This window comes from Klebsiella planticola ATCC 33531, from assembly GCF_000735435.1.
In the GTDB taxonomy this organism is placed as follows: Bacteria; Pseudomonadota; Gammaproteobacteria; order Enterobacterales; family Enterobacteriaceae; genus Klebsiella; species Klebsiella planticola.
Genome location: NZ_JMPP01000062.1, coordinates 1 through 18,426, shown reverse-complemented (window position 1 = coordinate 18,426; position 18,426 = coordinate 1). Strand labels below are relative to the sequence as shown.

Annotated in this window: 14 protein-coding genes; 4 read left to right on the top strand and 10 right to left on the bottom strand. The window is 60.4% G+C overall.

Translation table 11 applies throughout. The features are described from left to right. Window positions 1-264 precede the first annotated feature (264 nt). From GRPL_RS02920 to codB, 5 genes are all read right to left on the bottom strand, one after another. Window positions 265-1,074, bottom strand: a complete 810-nt coding sequence (locus GRPL_RS02920; protein WP_032688926.1) for an inositol monophosphatase family protein — start codon at window positions 1,072-1,074, stop codon at window positions 265-267. 121 nt (window positions 1,075-1,195) lie between these two features. Next, window positions 1,196-2,185: a LacI family DNA-binding transcriptional regulator gene (locus GRPL_RS02925; RefSeq protein ID WP_032688925.1), complete on the bottom strand. Its 990-nt coding sequence runs from the start codon at window positions 2,183-2,185 to the stop codon at window positions 1,196-1,198. 145 nt (window positions 2,186-2,330) lie between these two features. Next, window positions 2,331-3,569, bottom strand: a complete 1,239-nt coding sequence (gene codA, locus GRPL_RS02930; RefSeq protein WP_032688924.1) for a cytosine deaminase — start codon at window positions 3,567-3,569, stop codon at window positions 2,331-2,333. After that, window positions 3,566-4,801, bottom strand: coding sequence for a PucR family transcriptional regulator (locus GRPL_RS02935; protein WP_032700588.1), 1,236 nt, complete (start codon window positions 4,799-4,801; stop codon window positions 3,566-3,568). The genes codA and GRPL_RS02935 overlap by 4 nt, the downstream gene beginning before the upstream one ends. A 2-nt stretch (window positions 4,802-4,803) precedes the next feature. Next, window positions 4,804-6,066 (bottom strand): cytosine permease, encoded by a 1,263-nt coding sequence (codB, locus tag GRPL_RS02940; protein ID WP_032700587.1) that lies wholly within the window; start codon window positions 6,064-6,066, stop codon window positions 4,804-4,806. Window positions 6,067-7,017: 951 nt separating this feature from the next. On the opposite strand from codB, the gene GRPL_RS02945 reads away from it, so the two are divergent. From GRPL_RS02945 to GRPL_RS02955, 3 genes are read left to right on the top strand one after another with little or no spacing between them, the layout of a single operon-like run. After that, a complete protein-coding gene (locus tag GRPL_RS02945; RefSeq protein WP_032688919.1) occupies window positions 7,018-7,629 on the top strand; it encodes a methylthioribulose 1-phosphate dehydratase in 612 nt (203 codons plus the stop codon). Between the two features lie 25 nt (window positions 7,630-7,654). Next, window positions 7,655-9,151, top strand: a complete 1,497-nt coding sequence (locus GRPL_RS02950) for an FGGY-family carbohydrate kinase (protein ID WP_032688917.1) — start codon at window positions 7,655-7,657, stop codon at window positions 9,149-9,151. Further along, window positions 9,148-10,176 carry a 2-hydroxyacid dehydrogenase gene (locus GRPL_RS02955; RefSeq protein WP_032696418.1) on the top strand — a complete coding sequence of 343 codons (1,029 nt, stop codon included), beginning with the start codon at window positions 9,148-9,150 and terminating at the stop codon, window positions 10,174-10,176. Before GRPL_RS02950 ends, GRPL_RS02955 begins: the two co-directional genes overlap by 4 nt. 38 nt (window positions 10,177-10,214) lie before the next feature. On the opposite strand, the gene GRPL_RS02960 is transcribed toward GRPL_RS02955, so the two are convergent. The 5 genes from GRPL_RS02960 to GRPL_RS02980 are packed head-to-tail and all read right to left on the bottom strand — an operon-like array spanning window position 10,215 to window position 15,682. Further along, on the bottom strand, window positions 10,215-11,159 hold the full coding sequence (locus GRPL_RS02960; RefSeq protein WP_032700586.1) for a carbohydrate kinase family protein: 945 nt from the start codon (window positions 11,157-11,159) through the stop codon (window positions 10,215-10,217). Window positions 11,160-11,170: 11 nt separating this feature from the next. After that, window positions 11,171-12,169 (bottom strand): ABC transporter permease, encoded by a 999-nt coding sequence (locus GRPL_RS02965; RefSeq protein WP_032700585.1) that lies wholly within the window; start codon window positions 12,167-12,169, stop codon window positions 11,171-11,173. Further along, a complete protein-coding gene (locus GRPL_RS02970) occupies window positions 12,169-13,155 on the bottom strand; it encodes an ABC transporter permease (RefSeq protein WP_032700584.1) in 987 nt (328 codons plus the stop codon). The genes GRPL_RS02965 and GRPL_RS02970 overlap by 1 nt, the downstream gene beginning before the upstream one ends. Further along, window positions 13,152-14,657: a sugar ABC transporter ATP-binding protein gene (locus GRPL_RS02975; RefSeq protein WP_162180123.1), complete on the bottom strand. Its 1,506-nt coding sequence runs from the start codon at window positions 14,655-14,657 to the stop codon at window positions 13,152-13,154. Before GRPL_RS02975 ends, GRPL_RS02970 begins: the two co-directional genes overlap by 4 nt. A gap of 44 nt (window positions 14,658-14,701) precedes the next feature. Further along, the gene (locus tag GRPL_RS02980) at window positions 14,702-15,682 is read right to left on the bottom strand and encodes a sugar ABC transporter substrate-binding protein (protein ID WP_032700582.1); all 981 of its coding nucleotides are present in this window, start codon (window positions 15,680-15,682) and stop codon (window positions 14,702-14,704) included. A gap of 416 nt (window positions 15,683-16,098) precedes the next feature. Between GRPL_RS02980 and GRPL_RS02985 the strand changes: the two genes are divergently transcribed. Beyond that, window positions 16,099-18,408: a molybdopterin-dependent oxidoreductase gene (locus GRPL_RS02985; RefSeq protein WP_032700581.1), complete on the top strand. Its 2,310-nt coding sequence runs from the start codon at window positions 16,099-16,101 to the stop codon at window positions 18,406-18,408. Window positions 18,409-18,426 lie beyond the last annotated feature (18 nt).

Here is an 18,426-nt window from a genome sequence, read left to right as displayed (position 1 = left end):
GTGTGGTTCGTCCGTGAGGTTTAACCCGTCATACTTCAAGTTGCAGATGCGTTGGCTGCGTTCGCTCATCCCAGTCACTTACCAGAGTAAGCTGCTGGGGATTAATGAGAGGCTCCTGCCTCTCACCGGAGGCCAGCCTTCGGCTGGTCAAATTCGTTCCCGACGAATTTGTCACGCACTTGCCGCCTTTCTGTAATTCGAATTATTTAGGGTATGTTGTCGTTGTGTAGAGTACATAATCAGATAAAGCCTGACCCGATACGGTTAAGGTAATGGGTGACAAAGCATGGTTTTTAATTGTGGATAGAGCCTCTTGCTGGCCAGCAGCAGCGGGTTGCCATGACGAATCCCATCCTCCGCCAGATAGTCATTGCTCAGGCCGCCGGCTTCGCGCATCAGCACCAGCCCCGGCAGCGCGTCCCATGGGTTCATATGCGGTTCGTAGTAACCGATGAGCCTGCCTGCCGCCGCCCAGGCACTCATCAGCGCCCCGGAGCCGTTGCGGATAAACATGCCGCCATCGCTGAGCAGCGCATCGAGAAAGGGCAGAAAGATCGCCGGCGTCACGCGGTGCGAGGTCCCGACGCCCATCACTCCCTCTTTGACCGTCGCCGCCGGATGTGGGGCGATGGGCGCATCGTTGAGCCATGCGCCCTGGCCTTTCAGGGCGTGGAACAGCTCGCGATGGTTGGGGTCGTACACCACGCCGATAACCGGTTCGCCGTCGGCGACGATGGCCATCGACAGGCACCAGGTGTGCAGGCCGTTAAGAAAACAGCTGGTGCCGTCGATAGGGTCGACAACCCACAGCACGCGGGCGTCAGGCATCTGTGTTCCGCTTTCCTCGCCGAGAAAACCATCCTGCGGAAAGGCGCTGATAATGCGCTGTTTAACAAACTCCTCGACCCGCTTATCGGCGACGCTAACCACGTCCTGCAGGTCGTCGCCTTTATGATCTACCGCCAGCCGGTCACGCTGCTGGTAGTATTCGAATGCCAGTTCAGCACCGGCTTGCGCCAGCTCGCAGGCCAGGCGATAGCGGGCCTGCAGCGCATCTGATTCCAGGGATTTCATGCTTATTCTCCTTTTTGCACACGTGTGCATTGTGCGTAAAAAAAACAGCCCCGAAGGGCGAAGTGAGTGTGGATGGATTAAAAAAATTATTCTGTGATCGTTCTGGCATAAAATGAATATTTCATTTTGTGCTCTGACGAACAATCAGTTTCACCGGCACTTCGCGATGACGTGACGGCAGGTTGAATTTAGCGATCCTCGTGACCAGCAAATCCACCGCATGGTGGGCGAGCAGGGCGGTATTCTGCTGCACGGTGGTCAGCTGGTAGGGCTGCCAGTCCGCCTGCGGGATATCATCAAAGCCGATAATGGCAGGTAGCGGAGCGGCAGGATTGTCGGCCCGCAGACCGTCCAGCGCGCCGAGCGCCAGCATATCGGTGGCGCAGAACAGCGCCTGCAGCTGCGGATGCGCGGCAAGCAGCTGCCTGGCGGCGCGAAAGCCCGCCTGATAGCCGCTGCTTTCGCAGAAGTGCGCGGCAACGTCTATGCCTTGCGTATGGGCAACGAACGCGTCGTAGCGCTGTCGGGTGCTGAAGTTATCCAGACTTTCACCGATAAACCCGGCCTGTCGCCACTGGCGCTGAACAAACAGGTCGGCCACCAGCTTCGCCCCCTGCGCGTTGTCGCTGCATACGCGATCGCAGCCGGCCAGATCGGCGTGGCGGTTGATCAGCGTCACCGGGATTTTCCGCTCCAGATACTCCTCCGCCAGCGACAGCGGCGGCGCTCCGGAGGTGATAATGACTCCTGCGACGTGATAGCTCAGCAGCTGCTTGAGCGACGGGGCGAGCTGCTGCGGATCGTCGGCGTTCATCAGCAGCGGCATAAACCCGTTGAGCGCCAGTTGGTGGACCAGCGGCGACAATAGCTTGCTGCGGAACGGGTTATCAAACCCGGCGGTGACGATGCCGATAAAGTTGCTGCTGCCGGTATTCATCGCGCGGGCGATGATATTGACCTGATAGCCCAGCGTTTCCGCCGCGGCGAGGACCTTCTGCCGGGTTTTTTCCGCCACCGATGCGCCGGGCGTAAAGGTGCGGGAAACCGCGGAACGGGAGACGCCGGCGAGTCGGGCAACATCCTCAGCCTTAATCCATTTTTTTTCGCTCATAGTGTCAGGGTACGGGTTGTTCTTAGTGAGCCCATGCCGACGCATGGAGCCCATGGCCGGCACAAAAAAGTAGTAAGAAGGTATCACATAAATCCCTGCGCGAGCAGCGGGTTGACGCGGGATGCGTACCGCGTCAACGTCACGCTTATACCGGGTAGTGAATCTGTTCCGCCTGGCGCTGCAAAATGATCTTGCCGTGACGAATGGAGGTCAGCACTTTGGCCTGGCGGCGCAGCGCATCATAGTCGTTTTGCGCATCAAGGATCAGCAGGTTTGCCGGGCGACCTTCGGCAATGCCGTAGTTGTCGCCGAGACACAGCGTGCGGGCGCTATTGTCGGTAATGAGATCGAGGCAGCGCTGCAAATCTTCATAGCCCAGCATATGGCAGATATGCAGGCCGGCGTCGAGAATGCGCATGATGTTGCCGTTGCCCAGCGGGTACCACGGATCCTGAATCGAGTCCTGAGCAAAACAGACGTTGATCCCGGCGCGGTCCAGCTCCGCCACCCGCGTCACGCCGCGGCGTTTCGGCCAACTGTCGAAGCGCCCCTGCAGGTGAATGCTTTCCGTCGGGCAGGAGATAAAGTTGATGCCGGAGGCCTTGAGCAGTCGGAACAGTTTTGAGCAGTAGGCGTTATCGTAGGAGCCCATCGCGCAGGTATGGCTGGCGGTGACCTGTGCGCCCATGCCGCGAACCCGGGCCTCTTCCGCCAGCACTTCGAGGAAGCGCGACTGCGGGTCGTCGGTTTCATCGCAGTGCACGTCCACCAGGCAGCCGTGGCGCTGGGCCAGGTCCATCAAAAAGCTCAGAGAGCTGACGCCCTTATCACGGGTGTTTTCGTAGTGCGGAATGCCGCCCACCACGTCGGCGCCCATTTCAATGGCGCGAGTCATCAGTTCGCGTCCGCCGGGGAAGGACTCAATGCCCTCCTGCGGAAAGGCGACGATCTGCAGGTCGATAAGATGGGCCGCCTCTTTTTTCACCCTCAGCATCGCTTCAAGCGCCGTCAGGGAGGGGTCGGTGACATCGATGTGGGTGCGCACATGCTGTACGCCGTTATCGCGCAGCATACCGATAGTTTTCAGCGCCCGCTGGCGCGTATCTTCAACGGTGACGCTCTCTTTACGCTGGCTCCAGCGGGCGATCCCCTCGAACAGCGTACCGCTCATATTCCACTCCGGCTCGCCCGCCGTCAGGGTGGCATCGAGGTGGATATGCGGCTCGACGAACGGCGGGATAACCAGCTTTTGCTGTGCGTCGATATCGCTGGCTGCAGCCGCCTGCGCGGCGGCCTGCGGGGTGATGCTGTTAATCAGACCGTCTTGTAACTCAAGGGTATAGAGCGCTTCTTGATGGCGCAGACGCGCGTTGATAATTTTCATGGTTGTTCCCGTAAATGGTTTTGCGACATACGCCAGATAGCCAGGGCGACCGAGGCGTTGAGATGAAATTGCGGATGGCTGACCGGATTGCGAGTCAGCTTTTCAATACGTTGAATACGCTGATGCAGCGTGTTGCGATGAATGCCCAGCCGCTCGGCGGCTCTGACCACGTTACCGCTCTCCTGCAGCAGCGTTTCCAGCGTCTCCAGCAACAGCCATGGGCTTTTGCGATCGGGTTCGATCAGGCAGCCGAGGGTGTCGTGCATAAAATCGCTCAGCAGGGTGGGATCGCTGACGGCGGAGAGCAGCTTGATAAAGCCCAGCTGCTGGTAGTCGCTGATGCGCTGGGCTGGACGCAGGCTATCGCTGAGGTCCAGCGCCTGACGCGCCTGCGACAGCGCGCGCGGATATCCCTGCAGCTGTTGCACCGGCGCCGAAAGACCGCACAGCAGCGATAACCCGTCGTCGCCTTCCGCCAGCGCATGCAGCCACGCCTGGAGCCACTTTTTCTGCTGATAAAACTCGCCTTCTTCATCCGGGAGCAGGAAGAGAAACATATTGCTGCGTTCGACCAGCGGAAAGGGGTTGCCCTGCTGATTGAGCTGCTGCTGCAGGCGCTGGCGCACGGTGCGGCGGGCCTGCTGGAGCCAGGCTTCGGCCTGCTCCGGAGGAAGCTGGCGAAACAGGCGCTGGATTCCTTCAAGGCGCAGCGCCGCCACCCGCAGCGGGCGGGTAAAATCCAGCTGCTGGTGGAGCGCGCGTTGATGCAGGATTTGCAGGTCGGGATAGTCGCCGGTTAACAGCTGTAGCAGAATATCGCGCTGCGATTGCAGGGCATTCTCGCTGCGCACCAGCGCGGTACCGATGCGTTCGGTCACAATCACCATCTTCAGTAGATAGGGCTGTTCGATCAGCGGAATACCCAGCTCGTCGGCCAGCGCGATCAGGCGCGGCGGGATCGCCTGAATATATTGGTCACCGGTGAGGATCACCATCCCGGCGATCCCGCGCTGCTTACCTTCCATCAGCAAATGGATCAGGTTGTCTTCATCGCGGGGATGGTTGATCCCGGTGATAAACACCAGTTCCCCGCCCATGATCCATTCGGCGATGTTTTCATTTTCCGCTACGTAGTACCAGCGCACCGCCAGCTGTAGTCCCTGTTGACCCGCGCGCAGGCGCAGGGCGGAGAGTCCCTCGAGGGCGAGGATTTCGCTGACCGTCAGGCTCATGACTACTGCTCCGCGACCGAATCAGCGGCGGGCTGACGTTTGCTCAGACGTGTCAGCGCGATATAGACCAGCGCAGAAACGGTAATGCCAACCAGCGGGGCGATCCACGGCGACAGGTAAGCCACCACCGCACCCACGGCGTAGGCGCTAAGCCCCAGCCAGTTAAAGCGTGGTAAGCGGGCGGTGTGCAGCAGCGGATAGCGGCCGCCGCGATAAAACCAGTAGTCGGCGAGGATAACGCCGCCGATGGGCGGAATAATGCTGCCCAGCAGCACCAGGAAAGGGATCAGCATTTCATACATCCCGCCAATGGCCAGCAGAATACCGACGCCGGCGGCGACCACGGTCAGAGTGCGGCGGCGCTCGCTGCGCAGCAGATGGCAGGCGGCCGCCGAGACGTTATAAATCGTCGGCCCCTGAATGGTCAGCAGGTTGAGACACAGCATCACCACCGCGGCGACCGACAGCCCCTGCAAAATCAGCACTTCCACAATATCGGCCTGCTGGTAGACGATGGCGCACCAGGCGCCGGCCACAATCATCAGCCCGTTACCGATAAGGAAACTGCTCATGCTGGCGACGATAGCGGTGCGGCTGGAGTTGGCCAGCCGCGTCCAGTTGGTCGCCTGGGTCGCGCCGCTGGCGAAGGTGCCGAAGACCATAGTGATCGCCGCCGACCAGGTCATGGTCTCGCCCGGTTCGATTTTGGTCATTGCCTGCCAGCCGCCGGCGTGGTGGGCGGCAAGGTACATCGAGACCACCAGCAGAATGAACATCAGCGGCACCGACACGCGTGACAGCGCATCCAGCCCTTTGTAGCCCACCAGCGCGGTGACGCAGAACAGGATACCGAACAGGATCATCAGCGGGATGGTCATGGCGGCGGGCAGAGCGAGGATTTTGACCAGCGAGATGGCGACCGTCGCAGTACCCCAGGCGTACCAGCCCAGTTCGGCGAAGCCGAGAATAAAATCGGCGAGCTTGCTGCCGATTTCACCGAAACAAAAACGTCCCATCAGCACGGTATTCAGCCCGCTTCGTGCGGCAATCCAGCCGAGGGAGGCGGCATACAGAGCCAGCAGAAAGTTACCGATCGCCGCAATCCACAGGAGATTGACGATGGAAAAAGAGACGCCTAGTTTGCCACCGGCGAACATCGTGCCGGTAAAAAAGGTAAAGCTGAACAAAACCATGGAGATCGAAAACAGGCCCTTACGCCCGGAGGCGGGCGCTTCGACGAGCGGAAAATCATTGCTGTTTGACATTGTGGAACCTCTGAGTGGCTATCCGAATGGCGATGGCAGAGAGGTAGCAAGAGATATGCCAACAAAATCAAGGCAGGGGTGACACAATGTAATGGGCAGTATGCACATAAAAAGTCGTTTATCAGCCGATGTTTGCCAGAAGAGTGTGCACGGTGCAAAGTTTTGCCCCGCGATGGGGCAGCGGCTGACAGATTACGCAGGCAGGCGCTGAGATTTAGCGATTGTGTCCGCATTTCTGTCGGGTGGCGGCTGGCGCCTTACCCGACCTACGGGGCGGATTGGGGCCGGGATTGCTCTGACGGGTTGCGGGCTTGATATGAAGGGCGGATCTCGTAGGCCCGGTAAGGCGTCAGCCGCCACCGGGCAATGCCCGAGACGCGCACTTTATCAACAATCAGACAGGGACTGGCGGCGCGGGGTTGCCATGCCTGCAATCCCGCAAATCACGATCTTGTCGGGCATAATCGTCTCTACGCATTTTGCGCCCGGTTTCTGCAGGCGCATCGCACTTCTTTCCTACAGAACGATCCCCCGTCTTTTTGAACCCGGATAGTCGGTAATAGGGGCTTCATGAAAACCGCCGGTTATATCATTGTTAAAAACAGTAATTTCATATGCATTTCTGATATAACCATTATCAATGTAAGCCTTTCCTGAAATATTGTTCACTTAAGCTAGCGGTGTTAGTATCGGGTAAATAGCCATTTAGACGGCTAAAGAACCTTTGACCAGGCTATTTTATGGGCCATTTTGGACCCGGGTAGTGCTCACACAAACGCGTAGAGTTTTGAACGCCTTTGATGGCGGCCCGAAGGGTGAGCGTAGCGAATACTCCTCACGTACTTCCTGTACGCTCCGGGTGTTCCGCGCTGCTCGTGTCCAGACTGCCTGCAACAATAGCGCCTGCCCGTAAAGGTTCTCAAATTAACATCGCTAAACTAAGGAACTGCTATGTGGCAAGAAAGACTCGCGCAACTGGTCACCACCTGTCATTGGATCGGCGCGAAAGGCTGGGCGCCGGCAACCGGCGGCAATATGTCGGTGCGTCAGGATGAGACCTGGTGCTGGCTTAGCGAGTCGGGACGCGATAAAGGCAGCCTGACGACGGAAGATTTCCTGCAGGTCGAGATCGCCAGCAATAAAGCGCCTTCCGGGCGTAAACCTTCTGCTGAAACCGGTCTGCATACCCTGGTGTATCGTCTGTTCCCGGAAGCGAACGTCGTGCTGCACGTCCATACCGTCAACGCCACCGTACTGTCGCGGATTGAAAAAAGCGCCACCCTCGCGCTGCAGGGCTATGAGATGCAGAAAACCCTGACCGGCCAGCACAGCCATCTCGATACCGTACCGGTGGCGATTTTCGATAACGACCAGGATATCGACGCCCTGGCGGCGCGCATTGAAGATTATGCGCAGACCAACCCGCTGCGCTACGGCTTCCTGCTGCGCGGCCACGGCCTGACCTGCTGGGGCAAAGATATTAACGAGGCCCGCCGTCAGCTGGAAGGTCTGGAGTTTCTGTTCGAGTGCGAGCTGATGCGCCGCCGCTACGAGCGCGACTAAATTTCACTCCACTAACGGGTCAGGCATGGATTTTTATCTCGGAATCGATATCGGCACCTCGCGCGTTAAGGCGGTGCTGTTTGATGAGCACTTTCAGGCTCGAGCCAGCGCGGCGGAGAGTACCGGCCCGCGCCTGTCGGCGAACGGTCATGCCGAGCAGGATATGGCGCAGCTGTGGCAGTCGGTGATGGCCATTTTGCAACAAATTGCCCGACAGCCGGAGCTGAAGACCGGACGTCTGCGGGCGATCGGCCTTGCCGGGCAGGGCGAAGGCGTCTGGCTGAGCGATGCCGAGGGCGAACCGGTTGGCCCGGGGATCCTGTGGAGCGATACCCGCAGCCGCGAGCTGATGAGCGAGCTATTACGCCGTCCGGGCTTCGACCGGCGCTTTTTCTCTGACACCGGCACTCACCTGCAACCGTGCAATACCAGCATGCAGCTGAGCTGGCTCCGGCACTATCAACCGGAGCGGCTGGCGCAGGCTCATTATCTGTTTTTCGCCAAAGACTGGGTGCGTTTTCGCTTAACCGGGGTGGCGGCGCTGGATTTTACCGACGCCAGCACCTCGCTGCTCAATCAGCACAGCGGCGAGCTGTCGGAGGTGGTGCTTAACGAAATGGGGCTGGCCGATCTTCAGCACCTGTTCCCGCCGCGGCTGGCCCCCGATGCGCCGGCCGGCACGCTGCGCGATGAGGTCGCCGCCCTTACCGGACTCCCCGCCGCCACGCCGGTGGCCGCCGGGGCGCTCGACGTGTGCAGCGCCGCGCTGGGCTGCGGAGCGGTCAACGATGGCGATATCTACACCATTCTCGGTACCACCTGCTGTACCGGGATTGTCTGCCACGGTCGCCAGGCGGTGAATGAGGGGACACGCTATGTCACCCACACCGAGTCGGGGAGCTTTATCAATCTCTTCCCGATGCAGGCCGGCACGCCGAATATTGACTGGCTGCAACAGCATATTTCCCTGACGCCGGACCTCCAGTTGCTGGAGCAGTCTATCGCCGATGTCGAACCGGGCAGCGGCGGCGTCTTCTGGCAACCCTATCTCAACGGCGAACGCGCGCCGTTTTTCAGCCCCGATGCGCGGGCCGGGTATTTTGGCATCAGCCAGCACACGACCCGCGCGGAGCTGCAGCGGGCGGTGTTTGAAGGACTGGCTTACGCCATCGTCGACTCGCTTCAGGGCTACCCGCAGGGCGGCGAACTGTACCTGACCGGCGGCGGCGCGGCCTCGGCGACCTGGCTACAAATTATTGCCGACTGTAGCGGGCGCACGGTGGTCTCCAGCACCTTTAATGAACTCAGCGCTCGCGGGGCGGCGATTCTGGCGGCCCGTAGCGTCGGCGCGCTGGCGCACTATCCAACGCTGGAGCAGACCCGCTATCAGCCCGATCCGCAGGCCCACGCCCGCTACGCTGCCCTGTACCCGGTTTACCGGCTGCTGCGCGAGCAGATGCTGCCCGTCTGGCAGGCCCGACAGGATGCCCTCCACCGTCTTTCTCAGGAACAACATTCATGAAAATCGTTTTTACCGCCGAACATTCCGGCGATCTCACAGCCTTTCAGCAACTCGGCGAGCTGCTGGTGGAAGGCTGGGCGCTGGGCAAACCGAAACTGAGCGCGGGCCAGCTGATTGAGCTGGCGCATGATGCCGATGTTCTGGTCACCAGCTATGACGATGTGACGCAAGAGGTGATCGCCGCCTGCCCGCGACTGCAGGTCATCGCCTGCACCCGCGCCAATCCGGTGAACATTGACACCAAAGCCGCTCAGGCCCGCGGTATCCGCGTGCTCTATACGCCGGGGCGCAATGCGGACGCCGCGGCGGAGCTGACCATCGGGCTGATGCTGAGCCTGGCGCGGCATATTCCGCAGTCCCATGCGGCGCTGAAACGCGGTGAATTTACCCGTGCTGAGAACGCCACCCAGGCTACTCAGAGCGGACTGCGCCGCGATGTGGTGTGGGACGTGAGCCCGGAGAGTCCCTATGAAGTGTTTAAAGGCAGCGAGCTGCGCAACAAAACCCTGGGGCTGATTGGCTATGGCAATATCGGTCGCCGCGTGGCGCGTATTGCGCGGGCGTTTGGCATGGCGGTGCTGGTGGTGGATCCGTTTGTCGCCGCGGAAGATATCAACGAACCGGGTCTACAGAAAACGACGCTTGAGGGACTGTTCCGCGAGGCGGATATCGTCAGCCTGCATCTGAGCAGCGGCCCGCACAGCGATGGTCTGGTGAGCGCGGCGTTGTTGAATAGCATGAAGCCCGGCGCGCTGTTGATTAACACCTCGCGGGCCGCGGTAGTGGATGAAGAGGCGTTGATTCACGCGCTGCGTCATGGCCCGCTCGGCGGCGCGGCGCTGGATGTCTATCACCGCGAACCGCTGTGGCGCGACCATCCGTTTATCACCGAGTTTGATAACGTGATCATCACGCCGCATATTGCCGGCGCGACGCGGGAGAGCATCGCTAAGCATACGGCGATGATTGCCGCCGACCTCCAGCGCTATGTCGCTGGCGAGCCGCTACTCTATCAGTGGCGCTAAGCCGCTCTTGCCGCCGCGCGATGCGGCGGCGAAGCTTTTTATCCGCGCCGGTTTGCCGCCATAAAGTCCTGCGTATGCTGCCAGTCCACCACGCCGGCATCCGATCCCATCCCGGTCGCCACCAGCGCGGCGACGGCGGAAGCCACCTCGCACGCCTCTTTGATGCTTAACCCGCGGGCCAGCGCGGCAATAAAGCCGCCGCAGTAGCTGTCGCCGCAACCGGTGGTATCCACGGCATTGACCCGATACGCCGCGATATGTTCGATGCCACCGTCGCCGGTCAGCAGCCACGAGCCGTTTTCGCCATCCTTCAGAATGCAGGTCCCGACGCCCAGTTCGAAGAAGAAGCGGGCGATGTCGGCGGGGTCGGTGCGCCCGCTGAGGTAGCTTGCCTCTTCCAGCGAAGGCATAAAGTAGTCGACCGACGGCAGCAACGAGCGCAGCAGTTCCAGCGTGTTCTCATTCGGGGCGATCAAATCAAAACTGGTGACAACACCCCGGGCCTTCGCCGCCCGCAGCAGAAGGGCGCTTTGCCCGCGATCCATCGCCGCCAGCAGGCCGCTGCCGCCGTGGTGCAGGAAGCGGCAGTCGAGAATCGCGTCAAACTCTTCTTCGCTGACGAAAAGGGCATCGGAAGCGCCCCGGCAGTGCAGCGCCGGGCGCTCGCCGTTGGGACGGATCGGCAGGATCGTCGCCGACGTTTCCTGCTGCGCCGTGCGCTGGATCAGCGAGCAGTCGATCCCCAGCCGCGCATAGCTGGCAAGGATAAAATCGGCTTTTTCATCTTCGCCAAGGCAGGCGACCGCGGCGGTACGAATGCCCAGCTTTGCGGCGTTAATATTGGCTCCGGCGGCGGTACCGGCGGGGTTAAGGCGAATTTGTTCGATAAAGGCCACCCCGCCGCGCGGCGGGATGTCAATCACCGGGCGACCGGCGATATCAAGAATAGTCAGGCCGACAAAGACGGCGTCAAAGGCTGCCATAGGTGCTCCACTTAACGATGGGTTTGGCGCAGACGCGCCTGCCAGAAGGAGAGGGCCAGCGCTACCACCAGAATCACGCCAACCAGCGCATCTTTCACCAGGTAGTTGAGTCCCATCAGGTTCAGGCCGTTATCAATAATGGCGAGGAACAGCACGCCGCCGAGAGTGCCGGCGATGCTGACCCGACCCAGTCGGTTAAAGGCGGTGCCGATAAATACCGCGGCGATAGCGTCCATCAAATAGGCCTGACCGGCCAGCGGGGTAAACTGGCGCAGGTTGGCGGAAAGAATAACGCCGCCGACGGCGCACAGCGCGGAGGCCGCCACCAGAACCCACAGCAAAGTCCGGCGATCGCGGATCCCGGCGATTCGCGCCGCTTCACCGTTCTGGCCGATGGCGCGGACATATTTGCCAAACAGCGTGCGTTCGGTAATCAGCCAGGCCGCCAGCCACAGCGCGAGGACAATCACCACCGGCGTTGGAATGCCGGCGATATTGCCGACCGCCAGGTCATGATATTCAGGCGCCATTCTGCGGTAGGAGATAGAGCCGCCGCCGTCGGTATAGATGCGCTCGGCGCTGCTGGCGATAAACCAGGTGCCGAGGGTGGCGAGGAACGGACGAATCTGGCAGATAAGGATCAGGAAGGCATTCAGCAGGCCAATCATCACTCCGCCAAGCAGGGCGCAGCCCACCGCCGCCTGCCACGGCAGGTGCCAGGTTTTTAAGGCGACCAGCGCAAAGGCGGCGCCGAAATCGAGCGCTACGCCTACCGACAGGTCGATGGCGCCGGCGCTGACGATTAAGGTCATCGCCATCGCCACAATCAGCAGAATGGCGCTGCCCTGGAGTAGATTCGCCCAGTTATCGAGGGTCAGAAAGACCGGGTTGGCCCAGCCGAACAGGGCGACCGCCAGCAGGGTGATAATGCCGAATCCGGCCCGCGACAGCCATGCCAGCGGGCTGCTGCCCGACCGGTTGGCTGAGGATTTGAGCGTCAGCTGACTCATCAGCGGCCTCCTTGATGCCTGACCGCCGAGGCCGCCAGAACGATGAGGATCAGGCCGCCCTTGATGGCGCCCATCCAGAAGATATTCACCCCCAGCAGGCCAAGGCCGTTAGAGAGCGCGTTGACCAGCACCGCGCCGAGCAGCGCGCCCCAGATGGTGACCACGCGACGCCGCGAGAACGCCGCGCCGATAAAGGTGGCGAGGACGGTTTCCAGCAGCAGCGGCGTCGCCGTGCCGCTGGAGCTACCGGAGCCCTGGCTGAGCAGCGGCAAAATCGCCAGCCCGGCGGTGATTCCGGCCAGTAGCCAGACCATAATCGTCAGACGACGGACGTTGAGACCGCTCATCTGCGCCATATCGCGGTTACCGCCTACCGCCTGTAAATGCTGGCCGAAGCGGGAGTGATGGAGCAAGAACTGAAACAGCACGAATACCGCCAGCAGGTAGATCAGCGGCCAGGGAACCCCGAACACCGCGTTGTCGCGAAAAGCGACCATTAGCGGGTCGTTGACCGCGATGCGCCGCTGGCCGGTCAGCAGATCCGTCAGGCCGGTAAAGGCGACGGAGGTAGACAGCGTCGCCAGCAGCGGCGGCAAGCCGGCGGCGAGCACCAGTATCGCGTTCACCGCTCCGCAGGCGAGAGATACCGCGATCAGCAGCAGCAACAGCAGCAGATACGGGGTGTTCCATTCGACCATACCGAGGCTCAGCAGGGCGACGCCGAGCACGGCGATAGCGGGAAGCGAGAGGTCGATACCACCGGAGACCACGTCATCGCCGCCGACGGCAATCACGCACACCAGGCCGAAACAGAGAATCGCCAGCGGCACGCTCTGCACCAGCATCATGCTGATATTCTGCCAGCTTAAAAAGAAAGGCGACTGGAGGCTAAGCCAGACCAGCAGCGCAAAAAAGAGAATCAGCGGGAATTTTTCGATAAGCGTCGTTATGCCCGGAAGCGGGCGGCGCTGGATACCTGCACTCATACCTGTTGTTCCTGTCCACCGTTAATCGTCGCCAGCAGCGCGTCGAGCGTCAGCCCCCGGGTCGGGAGATTGGCCACCAGCTCGCCGCGCCACATCACCAGGATGCGGTCGCAAAGGCCCAGTAGCTCCGGCGCATCGCTGGAGGAGACCAGTACCGCGCGTCCGCGATCCGCGAGCTCGCGGGTGCGCTGATAAATATCGCTGCGGGCGCCGATATCGACCCCGAGAGTGGGTTCATCGAGAATAAAGAGCCGTGCGTCGGTACCCAGCCAGCGGGCCAGAATGGCTTTTTGCTGATTGCCGCCGCTCATAAAACGCACCGGCAGTTCCGGACGACCCGGGCGGATAGAGAGTTGGTCTATCCAGCTGCGCGCTTTTTCCAGCGCCCGACCGCGATGCTCCCAGCCGAGGGTGGCGGTCTCCGGCAGGGAGGCGAGATTAATATTGTCGGCGGTGGAGAAGGGAAGAATCAGCCCCTGATGGCGGCGGTCGCGCGGCACCAGCGCCATCCCGGCGCGGGTGGCCTGATGCGGCGTACGCAGCCGCTTCGGCTGGCCGTCGATGCTAATCGTGCCGCTGCGGGCGCGGCGTAGCCCGTAAAGCAGATCGACCAGCACGTCGCGGCCGGCGCCCAGCAGACCGGCGACGCCGACGATCTCTCCCGGCTGAATATCAAAGGTCATCGCGTTTAATTGCGCGCCGTCGCTGAGCTGGCGTACCGACAGGACCGGTACGGCGGCATCGACCTGATGAGCGCTACTCTGGCGCGGAGTATAGAGCTGTTCGATATCGCGCCCGACCATCATTTTAATCAGCGCGTCGGTGTTTTGCAGGAGCTCCCGGTCGGGATAGCCGACGACTTCGCCGTTACGCAGTACCGTGCCGCGATCGCACAGGGCGGCGATTTCATTGAGATAGTGAGAAATATAGAGAATCGCGATCCCCTGCTGCCGCAGGCGCAGAATCGCTGAGGAGACCAGGCTGGCTTCCTGCGCTTCCAGCGGCGCGGTAGGCTCATCGAATACCACCAGCTTTGCCGCGCCGTCGATCAGCGCGCGGGCTATTTGCACCAGCTTGCGTTCAGCGAGGCTGAGGTCGCGGATCAGGCGGCGGGGATTGATGTCCAGCTGCCAGCTGTCGCGGAAAAACGCTTCGGTGGCGGCATTCATTCGCCGCCGGTCCAGCGCCCCCCAGCGGGTACGGTACTCCTGGCCGAGGAACACCGATTCCGCCACCGTAAAGTGGGGGATCAGGTTGAGCTCCTGGTGAATGACGCGAATGCCCAGCGCTTCAATCGCCGCCGGATGACCAAGCGGCAGCGGCGCGCCGTCCAGGGTGGCGTTGCCGCTATCGGCCTGGTAGACGCCGGCGAGGATTTTGATCAGCGTCGATTTTCCGGCGCCATTCTCGCCGATCAGACCGTGAATTTCGCCGGGATTCAGAAGCAGCGTGACCGCATTTAATGCAGTCACGTTGGCAAAGCTTTTGCTGATCTGGTTCATCGCCAGACCAGCGGCGGGGTTAGCCCCGCCGAAGGATTGAGTGATCACTGCAGTTCGCCATATCCCAGCTGTTTGTAGACTGCTTTCGCCTCCTGCGGCCCTTTAACCGGGACCACCGGAATAAAGGTCTGCAGCGGCAGTTTCTCTTTGGCGAAGTAGCGCGCGACGTTGTCGGCGGAGGTCTGGCCAATCAGATGCGGCTGCTGAGCCACGTTGGCGACGAACGGGCTATTCGGCTCGGCCATGATCTCCAGCGTTTCCGGACCGGCATCGATAGCGGTAACCTTCACGTCTTTATCGCGACCGGTCTCTTCCAGCGCCTGGACAATGCCGATAGCCGGCTGATCCCAACAGGCGACATGAATGGCATCGAGTTTGCCTTTAGGATACTGGCTGAGTAATTCGAGGGTTTTCTTACGCGCGTCTTCCGGGGAATTGGCAAACTGTTCGGCCAGCTCCGGCTGGATAATATGAATATCCGGATAATCCTTAAGGACATATTTCCACTGATCGTAGCGAATGCCACAAATACGCAAGGAGCTGGAGAACGCATTGAATACGGCAACGTTGCCTATACCGCCTAATTCATCCGCCATATAGCGGCCAATGGTCGAGCCCAGGGTGTAGTTGTCGGAAGTGGTGTTATTGACCGAATATTTTGATACATGGTCAACGGTAAATACCGGAATGCCGGCATCGCGCAGGGCTTTAAATTTAGGTTCGACAGCGCTGTCGCCGAGAATACTAATTACCGCATCGACTTTACGTGACAGTAAAATATCATGGTTGTTGGCATGGACCTGATTATCACGGCCGCCGTCGACGCCAATGACCTTGCCACCGAGTTTCTCCACCTCCTCCGTTGCGCCTTTGTAGGCTTCACGATCCCAGAAGTGCTGAGTGCCAACCACGGCGACGCCGATGGTTTTCCCCTGAAGCGACAGGGCTTCGGCGGCTGATGCGCTAATGGAGACGAGCGAGAGCAGACCCAGTGCGGCGGGTAATAATTTTTTTCTCTGCGACATTCTTATTATGATCCTGTGATGAAGGTGGCTGCGGAGTCGTAGCATGACAATAACGAGCACGCAACCTCAAATACGAAATATGTCTAAGTTATTCCAACAATGTTATATCGCAGGATTAGCCGAGGAAAACGTAATTTTATCATTAGTAAGCTGAAAATATTTCATGATGCATAATTTAATCCTCTTTTATATTGTGGATATTAAAACTGATGCGTTATTTTTAGTGCAAATAATCATTGCTGCTTAATTATTATGGTTTAGTTGACGGGAAATCTGGTAAATAACCCGGAGGACCGCGAAGTGTGAGGGGGTAATTGCTATATATGCAGCATATTATATGGCGGGTGGCGTTTTATCTTGCCGAGGATCGCGCTCTATTATAGCGCTCTTTAGCGGGTGAGAAGAAAACAGGCACTATGAGAAAACAGCATAATCTGACCGTGATGCACTGGGGAACCTGGCAGGTTCAGGCCCGCGATGGCCATATCGCTGCGGTCACGCCGGTCCCCTGGGATAAGTCTCCTTCACGTATCGGTCAATCACTCCCCGATGCGGTCACCGGCAATGCGCGTATTCGCCGTCCGGCGGTGCGAGAAGGCTATCTGAAAAATGGTCCGGCTTCCCGCGAGGGGCGGGGCACAGAGCCTTTCGTGGAGGTGAGCTGGGAGGTCGCGCTTGACCTGCTGGCCCGCGAGCTGACTTCGCTGAAGACGCGCTGCGGCAACGAGGCGATTTTTGGTGGCTCTTACGGCTGGGCCAGCGCCGGACGTTTTCACCATGCCCAGAGCCAGCTGCATCGTTTCCTGAAAACCTTCGGCGGCTACACCGCCAGCACCAATACCTACAGCAGCGCCGCCGGGGAGCGCATTTTGCCGCATGTGCTCGGGCCGCTCAGTCCGCTGCATCGCCAGCATACTCACTTCTCTGAGCTGGCGCGCGAGTGCCAGCTGTTTGTCGCCATCGGCGGTTTACCGCTGCGTAATGCGCAGGTCAACGGCGGCGGCGCCAATGACCATATGCTGAAGCACTGGCTGGATAAAATGCAGGAGGGGGGAACGCGCTTTGTCAACATCAGCCCGGTGCGTAACGATCTCAGCGCCGTGGAGAGCGCGCAGTGGCTGGCGATTCGTCCGGGCACCGATACGGCCCTGCTGCTGGCGCTGTGCCACGTGCTGATAGTGGAATCTTTGTACGATGCGCAATTTGTCGCCAGCCATACGGTAGGCTTTGAACCGTATCGCGCTTATCTGCTCGGCGAGAGCGACGGGATAGCGAAAACGCCGCGCTGGGCGGCGGCGATTACCGGTATTGCTGAACAAGAAATTGTCTCTCTGGCGCGGATGATGGCCAGCCAGCGTACGATGGTGAATATCTCGTGGTCCATTCAACGCGCGCGCCAGGGGGAACAGGCCTACTGGGCCACGGTAGCGCTGACCGCGCTGCTGGGGCAAATCGGTACGCCGGGCGGCGGGTTGGGCTTCGGTTACGCCTGCACCAACCTGGCGGGAGCCTCGCGTAAAGCGTTCTCCGGCCCGCGCTTACCGGCCGGAGAAAATGCGGTCAGCAGCGTGATCCCGGTGGCGCGACTGGCGGATATGCTGCTGCATCCCGGCGAGGAGTACGAGTTTGACGGCCAGCATCTGCGCTATCCCGATATCCGCCTGGTGTACTGGGCGGGGGGGAACGCGTTCCATCACCATCAGGATCTCAACCAGCTGTGTGAAGCGTGGCGGCGGCCGGAAACGGTGGTGGTCCACGAGCAGTACTGGACCGCGCAGGCTAAATTCTCCGATATCGTGTTGCCGGTAACCACCTCGCTGGAGCGTGAAGATATCGGCAGCGGTGGTCACGACGGTTTTATGATAGCCATGAGCGCCCAGATCCCGCCGGTGGGTGAGGCGCGCGATGATTACGCGATTTTCTGCGATCTCGCGGCGCGGCTGGGCATTGGCGAGCAGTTTAGTGAAGGGCGGGACGCCGGCCAGTGGCTGCGGCAGATTTATGAAGCCTCCCGGCCGCGGGCGCAGGAAGAGGGGATTGAGCTGCCTTCGTTCGATGAGTTCTGGCAGCAGGGCGTGCTGGAATATCGTGCCCCGGAAAAACCGCAGGTCTTTCTGGCGGAGTTCCGCGCCGACCCGCAGCGCTATCCGCTATCCACTCCCTCCGGCAAAATTGAACTCTACTCGGCAACGATTGCCGCTTTTGGCTATCGCGAATGCCCAGGCCACCCGTGGTGGGATACAGAAGAGGCGGCCCGGCAGCAGGCGGAGGCCGGGCGCTGGCCGCTGCATCTGCTCTCCAGCCAGCCACGCACCCGTCTGCACAGCCAGTACGATCACGGCAGCGTCAGCCGGGCGACGAAAATTCAGGGCCGCGAGCCGCTGTGGATGCATCCGCAGGATGCGCAGGCGCGGGGCATTGTCGAAGGCAGCGTGGTGAAGGTGTATAACGCCCGCGGGGCGATTCTCGCCGGGGTGCATCTTAGCGAGCAGATCCTCAAGGGGGTGGTGCAGATGTCAACGGGAGCCTGGTACGACCCGCTGGATCCGAAGGTCAAAGGTTCGCTGGACAAGCATGGCAATCCGAACGTATTGACCGAAGATCGCGGCAGTTCGCGCCTGGGTCAGGGCTGTAGCGCCCAGACCTGCCGGGTGGAGATCGAACCATGGCGTGAACCGTTACCGCCGATTACCGCCTTCGATCCGCCGAGGTTTATTAGGGGTTAGGGAGTGGGTGTTGCCGGC

What these genes read in the sequence shown, in the direction of transcription:
- GRPL_RS02970 (WP_032700584.1), bottom strand. Translation starts at nt 13,155, where the DNA reads ATGAGTGCAGGTATCCAGCGCCGCCCGCTTCCGGGCATAACGACGCTT.
- GRPL_RS02965 (WP_032700585.1), bottom strand. Translation starts at nt 12,169, where the DNA reads ATGAGTCAGCTGACGCTCAAATCCTCAGCCAACCGGTCGGGCAGCAGC.
- GRPL_RS02935 (WP_032700588.1), bottom strand. Translation starts at nt 4,801, where the DNA reads ATGAGCCTGACGGTCAGCGAAATCCTCGCCCTCGAGGGACTCTCCGCC.
- GRPL_RS02960 (WP_032700586.1), bottom strand. Translation starts at nt 11,159, where the DNA reads ATGGCAGCCTTTGACGCCGTCTTTGTCGGCCTGACTATTCTTGATATC.
- GRPL_RS02980 (WP_032700582.1), bottom strand. Translation starts at nt 15,682, where the DNA reads ATGTCGCAGAGAAAAAAATTATTACCCGCCGCACTGGGTCTGCTCTCG.
- GRPL_RS02955 (WP_032696418.1), top strand. Translation starts at nt 9,148, where the DNA reads ATGAAAATCGTTTTTACCGCCGAACATTCCGGCGATCTCACAGCCTTT.
- codB (WP_032700587.1), bottom strand. Translation starts at nt 6,066, where the DNA reads ATGTCAAACAGCAATGATTTTCCGCTCGTCGAAGCGCCCGCCTCCGGG.
- codA (WP_032688924.1), bottom strand. Translation starts at nt 3,569, where the DNA reads ATGAAAATTATCAACGCGCGTCTGCGCCATCAAGAAGCGCTCTATACC.
- GRPL_RS02920 (WP_032688926.1), bottom strand. Translation starts at nt 1,074, where the DNA reads ATGAAATCCCTGGAATCAGATGCGCTGCAGGCCCGCTATCGCCTGGCC.
- GRPL_RS02950 (WP_032688917.1), top strand. Translation starts at nt 7,655, where the DNA reads ATGGATTTTTATCTCGGAATCGATATCGGCACCTCGCGCGTTAAGGCG.
- GRPL_RS02925 (WP_032688925.1), bottom strand. Translation starts at nt 2,185, where the DNA reads ATGAGCGAAAAAAAATGGATTAAGGCTGAGGATGTTGCCCGACTCGCC.
- GRPL_RS02985 (WP_032700581.1), top strand. Translation starts at nt 16,099, where the DNA reads ATGAGAAAACAGCATAATCTGACCGTGATGCACTGGGGAACCTGGCAG.
- GRPL_RS02945 (WP_032688919.1), top strand. Translation starts at nt 7,018, where the DNA reads ATGTGGCAAGAAAGACTCGCGCAACTGGTCACCACCTGTCATTGGATC.
- GRPL_RS02975 (WP_162180123.1), bottom strand. Translation starts at nt 14,657, where the DNA reads ATGAACCAGATCAGCAAAAGCTTTGCCAACGTGACTGCATTAAATGCG.